This is a genomic window from Mycobacterium sp. NPDC006124, assembly GCF_040614235.1.
In the GTDB taxonomy this organism is placed as follows: domain Bacteria; phylum Actinomycetota; class Actinomycetes; order Mycobacteriales; family Mycobacteriaceae; genus Mycobacterium.
In genome coordinates, this window is the sequence record NZ_JBEXUA010000003.1 from 82,774 (window position 1) to 100,312 (window position 17,539).

The 17,539-nt window shown below is 68.6% G+C and carries 20 protein-coding genes; 15 read left to right on the plus strand and 5 right to left on the minus strand.

Translation table 11 applies throughout. The features are described from left to right. The first annotated feature begins 73 nt into the window (after positions 1–73). The 7 genes from mftA (at position 74) to mftG (ending at position 6,601) form a co-directional block, all read left to right on the plus strand. Entirely contained in the window at positions 74–169 is a 96-nt protein-coding gene (gene mftA / locus ABZ195_RS07280; protein ID WP_263996355.1) for a mycofactocin precursor MftA, read from the plus strand. Positions 170–171: 2 nt separating this feature from the next. Then, positions 172–480, plus strand: a complete 309-nt coding sequence (gene mftB / locus ABZ195_RS07285) for a mycofactocin biosynthesis chaperone MftB (RefSeq protein WP_355217006.1) — start codon at positions 172–174, stop codon at positions 478–480. A 31-nt stretch (positions 481–511) separates the two neighbouring features. Further along, entirely contained in the window at positions 512–1,699 is a 1,188-nt protein-coding gene (gene mftC, locus ABZ195_RS07290) for a mycofactocin radical SAM maturase (protein WP_355216257.1), read from the plus strand. Positions 1,700–1,702: 3 nt separating this feature from the next. Then, positions 1,703–2,896, plus strand: a complete 1,194-nt coding sequence (gene mftD, locus ABZ195_RS07295) for a pre-mycofactocin synthase MftD (protein WP_355216259.1) — start codon at positions 1,703–1,705, stop codon at positions 2,894–2,896. 143 nt (positions 2,897–3,039) lie between these two features. Continuing rightward, on the plus strand, positions 3,040–3,771 hold the full coding sequence (mftE, locus tag ABZ195_RS07300; RefSeq protein ID WP_355216261.1) for a mycofactocin biosynthesis peptidyl-dipeptidase MftE: 732 nt from the start codon (positions 3,040–3,042) through the stop codon (positions 3,769–3,771). After that, a complete protein-coding gene (gene mftF, locus ABZ195_RS07305) occupies positions 3,768–5,180 on the plus strand; it encodes a mycofactocin biosynthesis glycosyltransferase MftF (protein WP_355216263.1) in 1,413 nt (470 codons plus the stop codon). Before mftE ends, mftF begins: the two co-directional genes overlap by 4 nt. 8 nt (positions 5,181–5,188) lie before the next feature. After that, positions 5,189–6,601, plus strand: coding sequence for a mycofactocin system GMC family oxidoreductase MftG (mftG, locus tag ABZ195_RS07310; protein WP_355216265.1), 1,413 nt, complete (start codon positions 5,189–5,191; stop codon positions 6,599–6,601). Here the strand turns inward: mftG and ABZ195_RS07315 are convergent. Further along, positions 6,591–7,256 (minus strand): aspartate/glutamate racemase family protein, encoded by a 666-nt coding sequence (locus ABZ195_RS07315; protein WP_355216267.1) that lies wholly within the window; start codon positions 7,254–7,256, stop codon positions 6,591–6,593. The two genes, mftG and ABZ195_RS07315, sit on opposite strands and share 11 nt — an antisense overlap. A 20-nt stretch (positions 7,257–7,276) precedes the next feature. Beyond that, complete coding sequence (locus ABZ195_RS07320; protein ID WP_355216269.1) at positions 7,277–8,863, minus strand: MFS transporter; 1,587 nt, start codon at positions 8,861–8,863, stop codon at positions 7,277–7,279. Between the two features lie 103 nt (positions 8,864–8,966). Between ABZ195_RS07320 and ABZ195_RS07325 the strand changes: the two genes are divergently transcribed. Beyond that, positions 8,967–9,626, plus strand: a complete 660-nt coding sequence (locus tag ABZ195_RS07325) for a TetR/AcrR family transcriptional regulator (protein ID WP_355216271.1) — start codon at positions 8,967–8,969, stop codon at positions 9,624–9,626. Here ABZ195_RS07325 and ABZ195_RS07330 read toward each other — a convergent pair. Next, positions 9,592–10,854, minus strand: a complete 1,263-nt coding sequence (locus ABZ195_RS07330) for a cytochrome P450 (RefSeq protein ID WP_355216273.1) — start codon at positions 10,852–10,854, stop codon at positions 9,592–9,594. The two genes, ABZ195_RS07325 and ABZ195_RS07330, sit on opposite strands and share 35 nt — an antisense overlap. Positions 10,855–10,964: 110 nt before the next feature. Here ABZ195_RS07330 and ABZ195_RS07335 point away from each other — a divergent pair, with 110 nt between their 5' ends. Both ABZ195_RS07335 and ABZ195_RS07340 read left to right on the plus strand, forming a co-directional pair. Continuing rightward, positions 10,965–12,554 (plus strand): carboxylesterase/lipase family protein, encoded by a 1,590-nt coding sequence (locus tag ABZ195_RS07335; RefSeq protein WP_355216275.1) that lies wholly within the window; start codon positions 10,965–10,967, stop codon positions 12,552–12,554. 2 nt (positions 12,555–12,556) lie between these two features. After that, the gene (locus ABZ195_RS07340) at positions 12,557–12,913 is read left to right on the plus strand and encodes a nuclear transport factor 2 family protein (protein ID WP_355216277.1); all 357 of its coding nucleotides are present in this window, start codon (positions 12,557–12,559) and stop codon (positions 12,911–12,913) included. On the opposite strand, the gene ABZ195_RS07345 is transcribed toward ABZ195_RS07340, so the two are convergent. Then, a complete protein-coding gene (locus ABZ195_RS07345; protein WP_355216279.1) occupies positions 12,901–13,836 on the minus strand; it encodes an alpha/beta fold hydrolase in 936 nt (311 codons plus the stop codon). The genes ABZ195_RS07340 and ABZ195_RS07345 overlap by 13 nt on opposite strands. After that, positions 13,833–14,324 carry a hotdog fold domain-containing protein gene (locus tag ABZ195_RS07350; protein ID WP_355216281.1) on the minus strand — a complete coding sequence of 164 codons (492 nt, stop codon included), beginning with the start codon at positions 14,322–14,324 and terminating at the stop codon, positions 13,833–13,835. Before ABZ195_RS07350 ends, ABZ195_RS07345 begins: the two co-directional genes overlap by 4 nt. 370 nt (positions 14,325–14,694) lie before the next feature. Between ABZ195_RS07350 and rpsJ the strand changes: the two genes are divergently transcribed. The 5 genes from rpsJ to rplB all read left to right on the plus strand — a co-directional run bounded on the left by rpsJ (position 14,695) and on the right by rplB (position 17,533). Further along, on the plus strand, positions 14,695–15,000 hold the full coding sequence (gene rpsJ / locus ABZ195_RS07355) for a 30S ribosomal protein S10 (protein WP_003925843.1): 306 nt from the start codon (positions 14,695–14,697) through the stop codon (positions 14,998–15,000). A 15-nt stretch (positions 15,001–15,015) separates the two neighbouring features. Beyond that, positions 15,016–15,669, plus strand: a complete 654-nt coding sequence (gene rplC, locus ABZ195_RS07360) for a 50S ribosomal protein L3 (protein WP_355216284.1) — start codon at positions 15,016–15,018, stop codon at positions 15,667–15,669. Then, the gene (gene rplD, locus ABZ195_RS07365) at positions 15,669–16,328 is read left to right on the plus strand and encodes a 50S ribosomal protein L4 (protein ID WP_355216285.1); all 660 of its coding nucleotides are present in this window, start codon (positions 15,669–15,671) and stop codon (positions 16,326–16,328) included. Before rplC ends, rplD begins: the two co-directional genes overlap by 1 nt. Next, positions 16,328–16,630 (plus strand): 50S ribosomal protein L23, encoded by a 303-nt coding sequence (rplW, locus tag ABZ195_RS07370; RefSeq protein WP_056557250.1) that lies wholly within the window; start codon positions 16,328–16,330, stop codon positions 16,628–16,630. The genes rplD and rplW overlap by 1 nt, the downstream gene beginning before the upstream one ends. Before the next feature lie 66 nt (positions 16,631–16,696). Beyond that, positions 16,697–17,533, plus strand: a complete 837-nt coding sequence (rplB, locus tag ABZ195_RS07375) for a 50S ribosomal protein L2 (RefSeq protein WP_355216288.1) — start codon at positions 16,697–16,699, stop codon at positions 17,531–17,533. The last annotated feature ends 6 nt before the right edge of the window (positions 17,534–17,539 follow it).

Below are 17,539 nucleotides of genomic sequence, written 5' to 3' on the forward strand. Positions count from 1 at the left end.
TCGGCACTCGATGCCATATTCTTGCGATCTCGATCACATTTGTCGAGACCCCCTCCCATCGAAAGGCGAAACCATGGAGCCGACTCAGCAGTCCGAGACCGAATCCGAACTCGTCACCGAGAGCCTCGTCGAAGAGGTCTCCATCGACGGCATGTGCGGCGTCTACTGACGGTGGTCGCCTCCCCGGAGCCGGCGGTGGACGCCGAGGCCTTCGATCCCGACGTCCGCTGGCGGTTGCATCCCCAGGTGGCGGTGCGGCCCGAGCCTTTCGGCGCCCTGCTGTATCACTTTGGGACGCGCAAGCTTTCGTTCCTGAAGAACACCAAGATCGTCGAGGTCGTCACCTCCCTCGACGATCATCCCGACGTCAGGTCGGCCTGTCGCGCCGCCGGTGTCGAGGACGCCGGGATGGCGCCCTACCTGCACGCACTCGGCGTGCTGGTCACCTCCAAGATGCTGGTCCGTGAGGAGAACGCATGAGCCATCAGCGAGAAGCGAAGCGGGATCGCGCATGAGTACGAGTCTGTCGCCGGCGCCCGTGCCACGGTTGGTCGAGCAGTTCGAGCGTGGTCTGGACGCCCCGATCTGTCTGACCTGGGAGCTGACCTACGCCTGCAACCTGTCGTGCGTGCACTGCCTGTCCTCCTCGGGCAAGCGGGACCCCCGCGAGCTGAGCACCCGGCAATGCAAGGACGTCATCGACGAACTCGAGCGCATGCAGGTGTTCTACGTCAACATCGGCGGCGGTGAACCGACGGTGCGATCGGACTTCTGGGAACTGGTCGACTACGCCACCGAACACCACGTGGGAGTCAAGTTCTCCACCAACGGCGTGCGCATCGACGAGAAGGTCGCCGCCAAGCTCGCGGCAAGCGACTACGTCGACGTCCAGATCTCGCTCGACGGGGCCACCGCCGAGGTCAACGACGCCGTGCGCGGCCCCGGCTCGTTCGCCATGGCCATCCGGGCACTGGAGAACCTGTCGGCGGCGGGCTTCAAGGACGCCAAGATCTCCGTCGTCGTCACCCGTCACAACGTCGACCAGCTCGACGAATTCAAGGCGCTGGCCGACCGCTACGGTGCGACGCTGCGGATCACCCGGCTGCGTCCCTCGGGCCGTGGCGCCGACGTCTGGGACGAACTGCATCCCACCGCGGCTCAGCAGGTCCAGCTCTATGACTGGCTGGTGGCCCGCGGCGACGGCATCCTCACCGGGGACTCCTTCTTCCACCTCTCGGGCCTGGGGCAGCCGGGTGCGCTCGCCGGGCTGAACCTGTGTGGTGCCGGACGCGTGGTGTGCCTGATCGACCCCGTCGGCGACGTCTACGCCTGCCCGTTCGCCATTCACGACCGCTTCCTTGCCGGAAACATCCTGTCCGACAGTGGTTTCCAGAATGTGTGGCAGAACTCGACGCTGTTCCGCGAGCTGCGTGAACCGCAGTCCGCTGGCGCGTGCGGCAGTTGCGATCACTATGACGGGTGCCGCGGCGGCTGCATGGCCGCCAAGTTCTTCACCGGTCTGCCGCTGGACGGTCCCGACCCCGAATGCGTCCAGGGGTACGGCGAGCCCGCCCTGGCGTTGGAGCGCGACAAGCCCAAGCCCAGCGGGGACCACTCCCGTGCGGGCGGACGCACCGGTCCCATCCCACTCAAGCTCCTGGCCGCCCCCAAGAAATTCTGCAACGAAAGTCCCGTATAGATCATGGCCCGTGACATCTGGTTCGAGACCGTCGCCATCGCGCAGCAGCGCGCCAAGAAGCGGCTGCCCAAGTCGGTCTACAGCTCGCTGATCGCCGCGAGCGAACGCGGCATCACCGTCGCCGACAACGTGGATGCCTTCGGCGAACTTGGCTTCGCGCCGCACGTCATCGGAGCGATCGAGAAGCGCGATCTGTCGACGACCGTGATGGGACAAGAGATCTCGCTACCGGTGATGATCTCTCCCACCGGTGTGCAGGCCGTGCATCCCGACGGTGAGGTCGCCGTGGCGCGGGCCGCCGCGGCTCGCGGGACTGCGATGGGCCTGTCCTCGTTTGCCAGCAAGCCCATCGAAGAGGTCATCGCCGCCAACCCGAAGCTCTTCTTCCAGGTGTACTGGCTGGGTGGCCGTGACGCGATCGCCGCACGCGTGGAGCGGGCCAGGGCCGCGGGCGCGGTCGGCATAATCGTCACCACCGACTGGAGCTTCTCCCACGGCCGCGACTGGGGCAGCCCGGTGATACCGGAGGAGATGAACCTCCGCACCACGGTCAAGATGATGCCCGAGGGTCTGACCCGGCCCAGTTGGTTGCTGCAATGGGCCAAGACGATGCGACCGCCGAACCTGCGCGTGCCCAATCAGGGGAACCGTGGGGAGGCCGGACCGCCGTTCTTCGCCGCCTACGGCGAATGGATGGGCACCCCGCCGCCGACGTGGGAGGACATCGCCTGGCTGGTCGAGCTCTGGGGCGGGCCGGTGATGCTGAAGGGCGTCATGCGCGTCGACGACGCGAAACGCGCTGTCGACGCCGGTGTCTCGGCCATCTCGGTGTCCAACCACGGCGGCAACAACCTCGACGGGACACCCGCGTCGATCCGCGCGTTGCCGGCCGTCGCCGCCTCGGTGGGGGATCAGGTCGAGGTGCTGCTCGACGGCGGCATTCGCCGCGGCAGCGACGTGGTCAAGGCACTTGCGCTCGGAGCACGCGCGGTCATGCTCGGCCGGGCCTACCTTTGGGGGCTCGCGGCCGAGGGACAACCGGGCGTGGAGAACGTCCTCGACATCATGCGCAGCGGCATCGACTCGGCTCTGATGGGCCTGGGCAAGGCCTCCATCCACGACCTCGTCGCCGACGACGTCTTGATGCCCGCGGGATTCGCGCGCGCGCTGGGCATGCCCGCCGCCGAGCACTCCTAACCCTCCACCACACCTCGACGCCGGCGTCGCTGGTCCCGGTGTGGCGGGCGGTGCTCACGTGGCGGACGTGAAGGCCCGTCGGCGTCGGGCGGACCTCGGTTTGATCAAATGCCGCGCAAAGGCCAACATTCGGCGCACACCAGGTGAATTCGGCCTACGATCGGCGGGTGGCTTTCCCCAACGAGCTTGGGAACTCAACGGCGAGGCAGCTCCATGATCTGTCACCAGCGTTGATCGTCCCGCTGGGCTCGACCGAGCAGCATGGGCCACATCTGCCACTCGACACCGACACCCGGATTGCCTGCGCCGTCGCCAGGGCGGCGACCGAACGGTTGAGCGGGTCGTGGCTGCTGGCTCCGGCAATCAACTACGGCGCCAGCGGTGAGCATCAGGGATTCCCGGGGACGATCTCGATCGGCACGGCAGCGCTGCAGCTCGTGCTCGTCGAATACGGCCGATCGGCGTGCGAGTGGGCCTCGCGACTGGTGTTCGTCAACGGCCACGGCGGCAACGTCGCCGCCGTCACCGCGGCCGTCACTCTACTTCGTCGCGAAGGCCGCGACGTCGCATGGTCCCCGTGCAGTGTGGCCGGGGCCGACGCACATGCCGGTCACACCGAAACGTCTGTATTGCTACATATTTCGCCCGACCTGGTGCACGACCAGGAGTGGGTGGTCGGCAACGAAGCACCGTTGGCCGAGCTCATGCCCCAGCTGCGCGAGGGTGGCGTCAGCGCGGTCAGCGCGGTCGGCGTCCTCGGCAACCCCACCACCGCATCGGCGGCCGCGGGTTCGCGTATCTTTGCTGAGATGGTCGACTCCTGCACCCGCCGCGTGGCGGCGTGGCTCCCCGGCGCCGGGGGGCTCTTGCAGTGACGGGACCACGACTGCCCGACGGCTTCGCCGTGCAGGTGGACAGACGGGTGAGGGTGCTCGGGGCTGGGTCGGCGCTCCTCGGCGGCTCGCCGACTCGGTTGTTGCGGCTGGCGCCCGCGGCGCAGACGATGCTCAACGGCGGCCGCCTCGAGGTGCACGACGCCCAGAGCGCGCAGCTCGCCCGGACCCTTCTCGACGCCACCGTGGCTCATCCCCGGCCTGCCAGCGGACCGTCGCACCGCGACGTCACCGTCGTGATTCCGGTGCTGAACAACGCGATTGGCCTCAAACGCCTGGTGTCGACGCTGCGAGGCATGTGCGTGATCGTGGTCGACGACGGCTCGTCGCCCGCGGTCCGGATGGATGACCTGGCGGGTCTGCACTGTGAGGTGCGCGTGCTGCGTCACGCCACCACCAGGGGTCCGGCGGCGGCCCGCAACGCCGGGCTGGCCGTGTGCCAGACCGACTTCGTCGCATTTCTCGACTCCGACGTGGTGCCGCGTCGCGGGTGGCTCGAGGCGCTCCTCGGCCACTTCTGCGATCCGGCCGTCGCGCTGGTGGCGCCGCGGATCGTCGGACTGTACGAACCGCACAACGTGGTGGCGCGCTACGAAGCGGTGCGATCCTCCCTCGACCTGGGTCAGCGCGAGGCTCCCGTCGTGCCCTACGGGACCGTCTCCTATGTTCCCAGTGCGGCCATCATCTGCCGCCGCAGTGCGCTCGTCGACGTCGGCGGATTCGACGAGACGCTGCGGTCCGGCGAAGACGTCGACCTGTGCTGGCGCTTCATCGAAGCGGGGGATCGGTTGCGCTACGAGCCCATTGCCCTGGTCGGCCACGACCACCGCACGAAACTTCGAGAGTGGTTCGCCCGCAAGGCCTTCTACGGTTCGTCGGCCGCACCCCTGGCCGTCCGCCACCCAGGCAAGACCGCTCCGCTGGTGTTGTCGGGCTGGACCCTGCTGGTGTGGGTGCTGCTGGCCGTGGGCTCGGGAGTCGGCTACGCCGCCTCGACGGTGGTGGCCGCGTTGACGGGACGAAAGATCGCCAAGGCGCTGGGCGCGGTGGACACCGAACCCCGGGAGGTGGCGGCGGTCGCAGCCCAGGGGCTGTGGTCGGCGGCGCTGCAGCTGGCCTCCGCGATCTGCCGGCACTACTGGCCCGTCGCGATGGTGGCCGCGGTCTGCTTCCGGCGATGCCGTCAGGTGGTGTTGGTGGCCGCCGTCGTCGACGGAGTGGTCGACTGGGCCAATCGCAACGGCAACGCCGACGACGACGCCAAACGCGTGGGACTGTTCTCCTACCTCCTGCTCAGACGACTCGACGACATCGCCTACGGCCTGGGCCTGTGGACGGGTGTCGTGCGGGAGCGTCATCTCGGCGCGCTCAAGCCGCAGATCCGAAGCTGATCCGCCCCTTGCGTGCAGACGTTCTGATCGTCGGTGCGGGTAGCGCCGGTTGCGTTCTCGCAGAACGCCTCTCGCGTGACCCGAGCCGCTCGGTCGCCGTCGTGGAGGCGGGACCCGGGACCTCGGCTCCCCAGGTGAGCGCGCAGATCGCCGACGGTTTGCGCCTCCCGATCGGGTCGGCCAGTTCGGTGGTCCGGCGCTACGAGACGACACTGACCGACCGGCCGCGCCGCACGGCGTCGATCATGCGCGGGCAGGTCGTCGGTGGCTCCGGCGCGGTCAACGGCGGCTACTTCTGCCGCGGCCTGCCGGCCGACTTCGACGGGTGGGGCATCCCCGGCTGGTCCTGGGACGACGTGCTGCCGCACTTCCGCGACGTCGAGACCGACCTCGACTTCACCGGACCGCTGCACGGAGCGAACGGTCCGTTGCGGATCGGGCGCATCACCGACTTCGAGGAGGGGGCGGTCGCCTTCGTCGACGCGGCGCGACGGCACGGCTTCGACTGGGTCGAGGACCTCAACGGATCAGCGGGAGGACGACCGGGCGTCGGCCCGGTCCCGCTCAACGTCGAACGAGGCACCCGGGTCGGGCCGGGAGAGGCCTTTCTCGGCGGGGCCATGGATCGGCCCAACCTCTCGCTCGTACACGACCGTAGGGTCACGCGGATCCGCTGGCACCGCCGACGTGCCGTCGGGGTCGACCTGGTTGGGACGGACGGTACGTCCCGCCTGACCGCCGACCACGTGGTGCTCTGCGCCGGCGCCATCGGGTCGGCGCACCTGCTGATGCTCTCGGGAGTAGGGCCGGCGGACCAACTATCCGCGGTGGGTGTTCCCGTGGTCGCGAACCTGCCGGTGGGTACGCGAAGCGCCGACCATCCCGAATGGGTACTCCCCGTCGACTGGCCCGCCGCGCCTGGCCGACCCCCCCTGGAGACGCTGCTGACGACCTCGGAGGGCGTGGAGATCCGTTGTTACACCACGGGATTCGCCGCGATGACCGGCTCAGGGCACGACCCGTCGGATCGTCCGCATCTCGGGGTGACGCTGATGCGGCCGCGATCCCGGGGACGGCTGACCCTGATCTCGGCCGACCCCAACGTGGCGCCCCGCATCGAACACCGCTACGACAGCGAGGAATCCGACGTCGCGGCCCTCGCGGGTGGGGCAGACCTGGCCCACGATCTGGCGGGGTCGGGGTACCACGCCCGTGAGTCGTCCTGGTCGACGTCGCAACACCTGTGCGGGACCGTCCCGATGGGTCACGACGACGAGGCACCGTTGGACGAGCGATGCCGGGTGCGTGGCGTCGAGGGGCTATGGGTGGTCGACGGGTCGATCCTGCCCGACATCACGAGTCGTGGGCCGCACGCGACCATCGTCATGATCGGTCATCGCGCGGCGGAGTTCATCGGGTGACCCGTCGCATCGTGACGAGTGCCTCGGCCAGCAGCGTCGCCGCCACCACGCCGTCGACGACGGGTACGCCGAGGCGCTCGGTGAGCGGGGTGGCGAACTTGGCCATTGCCGCGCAGCCCAACACGATCGACCCGCTCGCGTCCTGAGCCAGGGCCTTCTCGCACAGATCGCCGATCGGTCCGACGGTGGTGGGGTCGGAGTCGATTCGTAGCACCGGGATGTCGCTGGCGTACACGCCGAGACACTGGCTGGGAGTGTAGGTCTTGGCCAGGGTCCAGGCGGTGGGCACCGTCGCCGACATCGACGTCACCACCGAGAAACTCCCCGCGCTCAGCGCTGCGGCGTGCATCGCGGCCTGCGCGATGCCGAGCACCGGCACGTCCACGGCGTCGCGAACCTGGTCGAGACCGGGATCGCCGAAGCAGGCGATCACGTAGGCGTCGGGCCGATCGGCGCCCGCCTCGGCCCGGGCCACCACGTCGAGAAGGTTTGGGATGCAGCGCCGTTCGTCGTCGTCGTTCTCGATGCTCGCGGGACCGTCGACGGGGTTCACGGCCACGATCTCCGTCGCCGGATTGGCGACCGAGCGTGCGGACGCCCCGATCGCGGCCGTCATGGAGGCGGTGGTGTTCGGATTGACGATGAGCAGGCGCACGCCCCAAGGGTAAGCGGGAGTCAGCCCCGGTGCCGCCCCGCGGACCGACGGCGCACGAGCCGCGGCTGACGGCCGTCGCGGCCCGGTGCCCAGCACGCCACCAACACGGCGGCGACCGCGATGACGACGGCCAGGACGAGCACCGAGGACGCCATCGCGTGCACGAACGCCGTCTTGGCGAGGTCGGCGAGGGGACCGCCCGGGGGACCGATCTGCTCCGCCACCGCCAAGGCCTCCGCCAGGGATCCGGCCGCCCGCTCGCGCACCGGTTCGGGAAACCGCACCAGGTTCGGCGCGAGTGCGGTGGTGTAGCTACCGGCCAGGATGGAACCCGCCACCGCGATGCCGAGCGCCGCCCCGATCTCACGGGTGGCGTCGTTCACGGCTGAGGCAACCCCTTGCTTCTCGTCGGGAACCGCACCCATGATCGCCGAAGTGGTTGGGGCCGTACACAACCCGATGCCGCTGCTCATCACCATCAGGGGCCACGCCAGGTCGAGGTAGGAGGACCCGAGTTCGAGGAGGCGCAGACACAGCAGGCCCACCGCGATGAGCAGCAATCCGACCGTCACCGTGATGCGCAGGCCCACCCGGGGGAGGTACCAGCCGGTGGAGACGCTGAGGATGAAGATCGGGACGATCAGCGGGGCCAGGGCCACTGCCGTCCCCAGCGGGCTGTACCCCATCACCAACTGCACGTACTGGATGACGACGAAGAAGAAGCCGAAGTTGGCGAAGAAGAGAATGGTGATACCGAGCGCGCCGGTCGCGAAGTCGGGTCTGGCGAACAGTCGCACGTCCAGGAGTGGATGGCGGTGCCGCAGTTCCACAGCGGTGAATGCGACCGACAGGCCCACCCCGGCCGCCATCGCGCCCCACGCCAGGGGATGGGCCCAGCCCCGGATGGGCGCCTCCACGATCCCGAAGACGAAGACGGCGACCGCCGCGCCGATGAGGACCGCGCCCAGCCAGTCGAGCGGCGCGGCATCGTCGTCGCGCGAGGACGTGACCGTGCACGCCAGAGCGAACAGCAGGGCGCTCGCGCCCGCGAACGCCCAGAAGATGGACTGCCACGACCAGAACTGCAGCAGGATGCCGGTGACGAGGAACCCGACCACGGCCCCTGAACCCGCCACGCCGGCCCAGATGCCAACGGCCTTGCTGCGCTCGGACTTTGGATAGGCGGCCGTGAGCAGGGACAGAGTGGCCGGCATGACGAAGGCCGCGCCGGCACCGGCGACGGCCCGGGATGCGATGAGTGCGACGGGTCCGTCGAGGACGATGGGGGCGGCGGACGCGGCGGTGAAGACGGCCAGGCCGATCAGCAGGGCCCCGCGCCGGCCGTAGCGATCGCCGAAGGCGCCGGCCGGTAGGAGCAGGCACGCCAAGACCAGGGTGTAGCCGTCGACGACCCACGTGAGTTGGGATTGGGTGGCCGAGGTCTCGACGGCGATGTCGGGAAGTGCGGCGTTGAGCGCGACCATCGACGAGATGACCATCGCCACGGCCAGGCACGAGACCACCAGCAACCACAGTCGCGCGCGACTCGACGGGCCGAGGGGATGGCGGTCGATATCCTGGTCGGACGGCGCGAGGGAGTCGACCACGGCTTGACTCCTTCGCATCGAGACACTTTCGAGACTAGCAGTCTTGGTGGAAGACCAATAGTCTCGAAGATCTGAATCCGCGGTGTAGGAGGCGAGATACGCGATGTCGATCGAGCGCTCCGATCCGCGGCCTGCGCGTTCGCGAGCCCGCCTCCTCGAGGCCGCCACCGTGTTGCTGAGGTCCGGTGGGCCGAGCGCGGTGACCGTCGACGCGGTCACCCGCACCGCCAACGTCGCAAGGGCCACCCTCTACCGGCACTTCTCCAGCGCCAACGACCTCTTGGCCGCGAGCTTCACCAGCTTGATACCGCCCCCGCCAATGCCCCCGGAGCACGGAACTCTGCGCGAGCGGCTGGTGGCGATCGTGGTGGCGTGGGCGCAGTCGATCGCCGAGGCGCCCACGATTCTGACCGCGATGTCGTGGCTCTCGCTGGGCCCGGACATGGGTCGGCTGCCGCAGCCGTCGGACGCCGACTCCGCCAGCCCGGAGATGCGTTCCCTGCGCCAACGCATCGCCCAGCAGTACTCCGCGCCGTTCGACGTCATCTTCGACAGCCCTCAAGCCGCCGCGGAACTGACCGACGTCGACCGCACCGTCGCCTTCGCGCTACTGGTCGGACCGTTGGCCTTCGGGCGGCTCAGCACCCTCGTCGACTTCGACTACGAACGAGTCGCCGTCGCCGCGGTCGACGGGTTCCTGCGCACCTACGCCAAGGACCCCTCCGGTGTCAGCGGATCGAATAACGAATCGGGAGGTGCTTGAGTCCGCCGACGAACGTCGTCGCCGAAAGCTCTGGTGCCCCGGCCAATTCGACCGACGTCAGCCGGGGAACCAGCTCGGTGAACAAGCTGTTCATCTCCATCCTGGCCAGCGCCGCACCCAGGCAGAAGTGCACGCCGTATCCGAACGAGATGTGCTTGTTCGGGTCGCGGGAGACGTCGAACCGGAACGGGTCGGCGAAGACCTCCTCGTCGCGGTTGCCCGAGACGTACGCCAGGTAGACGGACTCACCGGCGGCGACGTCGACGCCGCGCACGGTGGTGTCCCGCGCGGCAGTGCGCATGAATTCCTTGACCGGGGTCGACCACCGGATCATCTCCTCGACGGCGGTGGGCATCAGGCTCGGATCGTCGCGCAGCCGCGCGAGTTCACCCGGGTTGTCGATCAGCGCCTGCATGCCGCCGGAGATGGCGTCCTTGGTGGTGTCGTGACCGGCGCTGGCGACGATGACGTAGTACGACACGGCGTCGACGTCGGAGAGCAACTCGCCGTCCATGCGTCCGTTGGCGATTGCGGACGCGAGATCGTCGGTCGGCTGCTCCCGGCGCGACGCCGTCAGCGCCGAGAAGTACGCGAAGAAGTCGAGCAGGACGGCCAGCTGCTCCTCGGGTGTGGTGCCGCGCTTGTATTCGTCGTCGTCGCCGCCGAACATCTCCTGGGTCAGCGCGTGCATCCGGCCGTAGTCCTCTTCGGGCAGGCCCAGAAGGGACATGATCACGTACAGCGGAAACTGGACGGCGATGTCGGTGACGAAGTCGCATTCCGGACCGATGTCGCGCATCTGGTCGACGTAGCGCTTGGCCAGCTCGTCGACGCGCATCTTGAGGTCGCGCATGGCCTTGGGCCGGAACCAGTCGGACCCGATCGCACGCACCTTGCGATGGAGCGGATCGTCCATGTGGATGAGGGTCCGCAGACCCATTCCCGCCTCGAGTTGCTCCTTCGCCAGATCGTCCGCGGCGGCGGTGGACAGCAGTGGCCGCGGTTCGCTGACGAAGAGCTCGTTGTCCCGCTCGATGGACATGATGTCGGCATGCTTGGTGATCGCCCAGAACGGTCGGTACGGCCATTTGTCCACCCATGCAACGGGATTGTGAGCCCGCAGTTGGCTGAGCGCGGCGTGCAGTCGCTCGTCGTCGGCGTAGGCGGTGGGATCGGCGAGGACCTCGGCGGCCGGGTCGGTGACGCGGCCGTTGGTCTCAATGCTCATCGGGCTCCTGAACGACGAATGGCACTTGACGGGTGTCAAACGGAGTCTAGGGCCGGCCGGTGGGGACGATGGCGGGATTGCGAGGATCAGTCTCGGTAGGGTCGGTGGGAATGCATCCCCAACCGCTCGGCCGCCGCGTGACGGTGATCGTCCTCGCGGTGCTGCTGGTGCTCGCCGGTTGCTCCCGCGGTGACGACCCGTCGGCCTCGCCGTCACCCGCGCCGCCCACCGACCCCGCCGTCGTCCAGACCGCCACCGGGGCCGTCCGCGGAACCGTCGCCCCCGATCACCGTCTCTTCGCCGGAATTCCCTATGCGGCACCGCCCGTTGGCCCGCTGCGCTGGCAGCCACCCGCTCCCGCGCCGTCCTGGCCCGGGGTGCGAGACGCGACGCATACCGGTCCTCGCTGCCTGCAGGACGCCAGCGACCTGGAGATGGGCCGGCAGACCTCCGAGGACTGCCTGTCGCTGAACGTGTGGACACCGCCGCCCTCGCAGCGCAAGCGCGCGGTGATGGTGTGGATCCACGGCGGGGCGTTCGTCAACGGCAGCAGCGGAATCTACGACTCACGGTGGCTGACCACCCGCGGTGACGTCGTCGTCGTCACCCTGAACTACCGGCTCGGCGCCCTGGGCTTCCTCGCTCATCCCGGGCTCGGCCCGCCCGGCGCCGTCGGCAACTACGGGCTACAGGATCAGCAGGCCGCCCTGCGGTGGGTGCGCGACAACATCGCCAACTTCGGCGGCGACCCGGATGCCGTCACCATCGCAGGGGAGTCCGCCGGCGGCATGTCGGTCTGCGACCACCTCGTCGCCCCGGGGTCCGACGGTCTGTTCCGCGCGGCGATCATCCAGAGCGGTCCCTGCCAGGCTCAGCTCGCCCTGCCCGAGGCGCAGCGGGCCAGTGTCGCCTACGCCCGCGACGCGGGCTGCGAGGATCTGCGGACCGTGGCCACCTGTCTTCGCGCGTTGCCGGCCGACCGACTTCGAAAGCCGGTCTGGTACTACCGCATCGGCGACGACGCGCTGAGTGGTCCCGTCACCGGAACCAAGGTGCTTCCCGTGGACCCGATGCACGAGATCTCCGAGGGTCGGGCCGCCAAGGTGCCGGTGCTCATCGGCACCAACCGCGACGAGTTCACGCTGTTCGTGGCGCTGGAATACCTGCGGTCGAAGGGCCCCTACACCGAGGCGCGGTACCCGCAGTTGCTGTCGCAGACCTTCGGCCGCGACGCCACGGCGGTGGCCGCCCACTACCCGCTGAGCCGCTATCGGGGCAGCGTGCCGCTGGCCTACTCGGCGGCCGTCACCGACGGGGTCTTCGCCTGCGTGGCCGCCAGGATGACCGAGGGGTTGGCCAAGCAGGACTCGGTATACGCCTACGAGTTCGACGACCGCGGCGCCCCGGCGCCAGACCCGTTGCGCAGCTTGCCCTTTCCAGTCGGAGCCAGCCATTCGCTGGAACTGCGGTACCTGTTCGACATTGGTGGGGCCCCGACGTTGAATCCCGACCAGCAGGTCTTGTCCGACCAGATGATCGACGCGTGGAGCCAGTTCGTCCGCGACGGGCACCCCGGTGAGGACTGGCCCGCCTTCGACGCGCAAAAAAAGCGGTTGTCATTGCGGCCCGACGGCAGCAGGGTGATGACCGACTTCGACCAAGCGCGTCAATGCCCGTTCTGGGCCGGACTCAAGGAGTAGGGATGCCGACACCGGATGCGGTGACGTTCGCCGAGAAGTGGGTCCGGGCGTGGAACGACCACGACGTCGAGGCCGTCCTGGCCCACTTCCACGACGACGTCGTCTTCACCTCGCCCGTCGCGGCACGCGTATTGCCCGAGACCGGGGGCGTGGTCCGCGGCAAGGACGCACTTCGGCACTACTGGGTGACGGCGCTGGCCATGGTGCCCGACCTGCACTTCGAGGTAGTCCGGGTCTACCGCGGCGAATCCCTGCTGGTGATCAACTACCGCAACGAACGCGGTGGCTTGGTGAACGAGGTGCTGATGTTCGACGGTGCTGGTCTGGTGCGCGAGGGGCACGGTACCTATCTGGAGTGAGCCGTCGGAACATGGGCCGACAGGAACGCGAGCTGGTCGGCGACGACGGTGGAGAAGTGCGGCTCGACGTAGGGGTCGAAGTGCCCGCAGTCATAGGTCCGTACGGTCGAGCGCGCCATGGCGTCGGCGGCGCGCAGCGCGACCTTCAGTGGCGTCACCGCGTCGTGCGCTGCGACCTGTACCAGTGCCGGGCAGGTCACCTCGCCTGCGTGCCGCCCGGGGGAGTAGAGCCCGATCTTCAGCGCGACCCGCGCCGCCACGTAGAGCGGAACCGTGGCCGCGTCCGGTCCCGACTCGGCGACGAGACGCTTCATGCCGGGCAGTGCGTCGGGAGACGTCATGACGGCCGTGGCACCCGGTGCGCCGGCCGCGTCGACGTAGACCGGCGGTCGGTGACGCCACACACGCACCTGGTCCCGCAGCGCCGACGGCGCGAGTCGCAGCCCCGCGAGCACGCCGGTGGCCCGCACGGCGGCCGGGCCGCTGACGTGGGGCACCTGCGCGATCACGGCGGCCAGCGGTACGCCGGTGCCCGCAAGCGTGATGACGTGACCACCGGACAACGACGTCCCCCACGCCACGACACGAGCGGAGTCGACGCCGGGCAGCCGACGGGCGAACCCCAACGCCGCCCGCCAGTCGGCGTGCTGAGCCTCGATGTCCAGCACCTGTCTCGGCTCGCCGTCGCTGTCCCCAAAGCCTCGGTAGTCGAAGACGACGACGGCGTAGCCCTCGGCGGCGAACCGCTCGGCGTAGGCGAACAGCCGCATCGTCCGAACTCCGCCGAAGCCGTGGGCCATCACGACCACCGGCGCCGCCGCGCTCGAGTCGGGCCGGTAGACCCGTGCGGCGCACAGGGTGCCGCCGGAGTCGAAGTGCGCCTCGGTGTGAGTGAAGGAGGCGGAATCGCGTTGGGCGGTCATGACGCCACCGGTGTGACCCAGGTGGTGATGTCGGCGTGCACGACCTCGACGCCGCGGCGATCGGTCACGCTGACCGGAACGACGAGCTCGGTGCCCTCGACGATCGTGCCGAAGTCCGGCGGCTCCACTCCGGCCGTCGCCCGCAGCGACGTGGTCGCCTTGGCGAGGTACTGGACGGTCATCGCCTTCGGGATCCAGCGGTGCGTGGTGAGGACGGTTGCCTCCATCAGCATGCCCATCGCCATCTCGGCGGCGTTGCACGACGCAATGGCGTGCACGGTCGACAGGTGGTTATGGACGAAGAACCACTTGGGCACCGTCACCTCGGCCGCACCCGGCTCCATCCGCACCACGTGAGGCAGCACCGACGCGAAGTACGGCACCCGCGCCATCGCCGCGGCGGAGAACAACCGGCTGCCGCCCGGGCGTCCCGCGAGGCGCCTCCACATGCGATAGGTGGCCGTCGACGACGTCCCGACAAGTGACATGGAGCCCCACCTTACTCTGGAGTAAGGAATGGTTCTCTCGCCGTCGACCAGGAATTTGGAGCACGCGGCGATCTGAGGCATACTGTTCGGGTTGCCTTGAGCCGGGATGATGCTTGATGTAGAGCATGCCTGGCTTGGGCGACCGACCAGCGCCCTTGCGGGCGCGTCCGGTTCCCACCTTGACTGCGACGGATTCTCGACGCCGGAGAGTGTGCGCGAAGGCGACACGCCCGAGCGCGGGTGCCGGTGGACCACAGACAGGTAAACAGCGGCGGCATAGCCAGCGCGCTACCCAACGGGTAGAGCGCCCTAGACCGAGCAGGCGAACATGGCCCTCCCATGGGCCCGTTAATAGTGAGGTAGGACAAGCGTGGCGGGACAAAAGATCCGCATCAGGCTCAAGGCCTATGACCACGAGGCGATCGATGCCTCGGCGCGCAAGATCGTCGAGACGGTCACGCGTACCGGCGCGAGCGTCGTCGGCCCGGTGCCGCTGCCGACGGAGAAGAACATCTACTGCGTCATCCGCTCCCCGCACAAGTACAAGGACTCGCGGGAGCACTTCGAGATGCGCACCCACAAGCGCCTGATCGACATCCTCGACCCGACGCCGAAGACCGTTGACGCCCTCATGCGCATCGATCTGCCGGCGAGCGTCGACGTCAACATCCAGTAGGAGAGACCAGAAACCATGGCACGCAAAGGCATTCTGGGCACCAAGCTGGGCATGACGCAGGTGTTCGACGAGAACAACAAGGTCGTCCCAGTCACGGTCGTAAAGGCCGGCCCCAACGTGGTGACCCGCATCCGCACCACCGAGCGCGACGGCTACAGCGCCGTGCAACTCGCCTATGGCGAGATCAGCCCGCGCAAGGTCAACAAGCCGGTCACCGGTCAGTACGCCGCGGCGGGCATCAACCCCCGCAGGCACCTGGCCGAACTCCGGTTCGACGACGAGGCGACCACCGCCGACTACGAGGTCGGCCAGGAGCTGACCGCCGAGATCTTCGCCGACGGCAGCTACGTCGACGTCACCGGCACGTCCAAGGGCAAGGGCTTCGCCGGCACCATGAAGCGTCACGGCTTCAAGGGCCAGGGCGCCAGCCACGGCGCACAGGCAGTGCACCGCCGGCCCGGCTCGATCGGTGGCTGCGCCACCCCGGGTCGCGTCTTCAAGGGCACCCGCATGTCCGGCCGGATGGGCAGTGACCGCATCACGACCCAGAACCTGAAGGTGCACAAGGTCGACGCCGAGAACGGTGTGCTGTTGATCAAGGGCGCCATCCCAGGCCGCAACGGTGGACTCGTCGTAGTCCGCTCTGCGATCAAACGAGGTGAGAAGTAATGGCTGACAAGACCATTGACGTCCGCACGCCGGACGGCAAGACCGACGGAAGCGTCGTCCTGCCCGCCGCGCTGTTCGACGCCGAGCCGAACATCGCCCTGATGCACCAGGTGGTGACGGCTCAGTTGGCCGCCAAGCGCCAGGGCACGCACTCGACCAAGACGCGCGCCGAGGTCTCCGGTGGCGGCAAGAAGCCGTACCGCCAGAAGGGCACCGGCCGCGCCCGTCAGGGTTCGACTCGCGCACCGCAGTTCACCGGTGGTGGCATCGTGCACGGCCCCAAGCCGCGCGACTACAGCCAGCGGACCCCGAAGAAGATGATCGCCGCGTCCTTGCGCTCCGCCCTGTCCGACCGGGCCCGCAACGACCGGATCGTCGCGGTCACCGAACTGATCAGCGGCCAGACGCCGTCGACCAAGGCCGTCAAGGCGTTCTTCGAGACGCTGCTCACCGGCCAGCGCAAGGTGCTCGTCGTGATCGGCCGCGCCGACGAGGTCGGCGCCAAGAGCGTGCGCAACCTGCCCGACGTGCGCGTCATCTCGCCGGATCAGCTCAACACCTACGACGTGCTCGACGCCGATCATCTGGTGTTCAGCGTGGAGGCCTTGAACGCCTACATCCAGGCGAACACCGCCGACAAGGAAGAGGTAACGGCGTAGTGGCAACCATCACCGACCCCCGCGACATCATCCTGGCGCCGGTCATCTCCGAGAAGTCCTACGGGCTGATCGAGGACAACACCTACACGTTCGTGGTGCACCCGGACTCGAACAAGACGCAGATCAAGATCGCGATCGAAAAGATCTTCAGCGTCAAGGTCGACTCGGTGAACACGCTGAACCGCCAGGGCAAGCGCAAGCGCACCCGCGCCGGTTTCGGCCAGCGCAAGAGCACCAAGCGCGCGATCGTGACCCTGTCCGCGGGCAGCAAGCCCATCGACCTGTTCGGAGCACCGGCGTGACGGCCCCGCGGGAAGCCGCGATGAGCGCTCGCGCGAAGAGCCAATAGCACAGAGGACTAGACAGACATGCCTTTACGCAAGTACAAGCCGACGACCCCCGGTCGTCGCGGGTCCAGCGTCTCCGACTTCGCCGAGGTCACTCGGTCGACCCCGGAGAAGTCGCTGATTCGCCCACTGCACAGCACCGGTGGCCGTAACGCACACGGCCGCATCACCACCCGGCACAAGGGTGGCGGTCACAAGCGTGCCTACCGCGTGATCGACTTCCGTCGCCACGACAAGGACGGCGTCGACGCGAAGGTCGCTCACATCGAGTACGACCCCAACCGCACGGCGAACATCGCGCTGCTGCACTACGTCGACGGCGAGAAGCGCTACATCATCGCGCCGCAGGGACTGTCGCAGGGCGACCGCATCGAGCAGGGTCCCAACGCCGACATCAAGCCCGGGAACAGCCTTCCGCTGCGCAACATCCCCGCCGGTACCGTCATCCACGCCGTGGAGCTGCGGCCGGGCGGCGGCGCCAAGATGGGCCGCTCCGCCGGTGTCAGCATCCAGCTGCTCGGTAAGGAAGGCTCCTACGCCACGCTGCGTATGCCGTCCGGTGAAATCCGTCGCGTCGACGTGCGCTGCCGCGCCACCGTCGGCGAGGTCGGCAACGCCGAACAGGGCAACATCAACTGGGGCAAGGCCGGCCGCATGCGGTGGAAGGGCAAGCGCCCGACCGTCCGTGGCGTCGTGATGAACCCGGTCGACCACCCGCACGGTGGTGGCGAGGGCAAGACCTCCGGTGGTCGCCACCCGGTCAGCCCGTGGGGCAAGCCCGAAGGCCGCACCCGCAAGAACAAGCCGAGCGACAAGCTCATCGTCCGCCGCCGGCGCACCGGCAAGAACAAGCGCTAGGAGTAT

Bases quoted from the DNA above. Each gene is read 5' to 3' on its own strand.
- ABZ195_RS07335 (WP_355216275.1), top strand. From the start codon at position 10,965: ATGCATCCCCAACCGCTCGGCCGCCGCGTGACGGTGATCGTCCTCGCG.
- mftA (WP_263996355.1), top strand. From the start codon at position 74: ATGGAGCCGACTCAGCAGTCCGAGACCGAATCCGAACTCGTCACCGAG.
- rplC (WP_355216284.1), top strand. From the start codon at position 15,016: ATGGCACGCAAAGGCATTCTGGGCACCAAGCTGGGCATGACGCAGGTG.
- rplD (WP_355216285.1), top strand. From the start codon at position 15,669: ATGGCTGACAAGACCATTGACGTCCGCACGCCGGACGGCAAGACCGAC.
- ABZ195_RS07330 (WP_355216273.1), bottom strand. From the start codon at position 10,854: ATGAGCATTGAGACCAACGGCCGCGTCACCGACCCGGCCGCCGAGGTC.
- ABZ195_RS07350 (WP_355216281.1), bottom strand. From the start codon at position 14,324: ATGTCACTTGTCGGGACGTCGTCGACGGCCACCTATCGCATGTGGAGG.
- ABZ195_RS07325 (WP_355216271.1), top strand. From the start codon at position 8,967: ATGTCGATCGAGCGCTCCGATCCGCGGCCTGCGCGTTCGCGAGCCCGC.
- ABZ195_RS07345 (WP_355216279.1), bottom strand. From the start codon at position 13,836: ATGACCGCCCAACGCGATTCCGCCTCCTTCACTCACACCGAGGCGCAC.
- rplB (WP_355216288.1), top strand. From the start codon at position 16,697: ATGCCTTTACGCAAGTACAAGCCGACGACCCCCGGTCGTCGCGGGTCC.
- mftD (WP_355216259.1), top strand. From the start codon at position 1,703: ATGGCCCGTGACATCTGGTTCGAGACCGTCGCCATCGCGCAGCAGCGC.
- mftC (WP_355216257.1), top strand. From the start codon at position 512: ATGAGTACGAGTCTGTCGCCGGCGCCCGTGCCACGGTTGGTCGAGCAG.
- ABZ195_RS07340 (WP_355216277.1), top strand. From the start codon at position 12,557: ATGCCGACACCGGATGCGGTGACGTTCGCCGAGAAGTGGGTCCGGGCG.